Annotated in this window: 1 protein-coding gene; it reads left to right on the top strand. The window is 64.0% G+C overall.

Features of this window, described 5'->3' with window-relative positions; genetic code table 11:
• Positions 1-8: 8 nt before the first annotated feature.
• The coding region (locus AC5Y2S_RS28925; RefSeq protein ID WP_499960054.1) for an IS630 family transposase at positions 9-811 on the top strand (803 nt) is incomplete at its 3' end.

Raw genomic sequence — 811 nt, 5'->3', positions numbered from 1 at the left:
GCTGGGTTGTGCCCATGCCACAGGCTGCCGTGATCGTGTTGACCGATGCTGAACGTGCCGAGTTGGAGGGGTGGGCTCGGCGTCGAACTAGTGCTGCGGGGTTGGCGTTACGGTCGCGAATTGTGTTGGCGGCCGCTGACGGTGAGTCCAATTCCGACATGGCGACCCGGATGGGAATCTCACGGACAACGGTCCAGCGGTGGCGTAACCGCTTTGTTGAACAGCGCTGTGATGGGCTGCTCGACGAGCCGCGTCCGGGCAGGCCTCGGATGGTTGACGATGCCCAGATCGAAGCGTTGATCACCACGACGTTGGAGAGCACTCCTGCCGATGCCACGCACTGGTCGACACGGTCGATGGCCACCCACCTCGGGTTGAGCCAGTCGATGGTCTCGCGGGTATGGCGCGCGTTTGGATTGGCGCCGCACAAGCAGGATTCGTGGAAACTGTCTAAGGATCCGCTGTTCGTGGCGAAGGTCCGCGACATCGTGGGGCTCTACCTGGACCCGCCCGAGCGTGCCCTGGTGCTCTGCGTCGATGAGAAGACCCAGATCCAGGCGCTCAACCGGACCCAGCCGGTGTTTCCGATGCTGCCCGGTACGCCGGCGCGGGCCAGCCACGACTACGTTCGCTACGGCACCTCGAGCCTGTATGCGGCCCTGGACCTGGCCAGCGGCAAGATCATCGGCTCCTTGCACGCCCGACACCGCTCCCAGGAGTTCCTGGCCTTCCTGAAAAAGATCGACCACGAAGTGCCCGCCGACCTGGACTGCCACGTCATCCTCGACAACGCCTCAACACACAAGACCCC

The organism is Mycobacterium sp. NGS69 (assembly GCF_059812165.1).
Note: the sequence above shows the minus strand (reverse complement) of the source record. Positions and strands in the feature narration are given on the sequence as shown.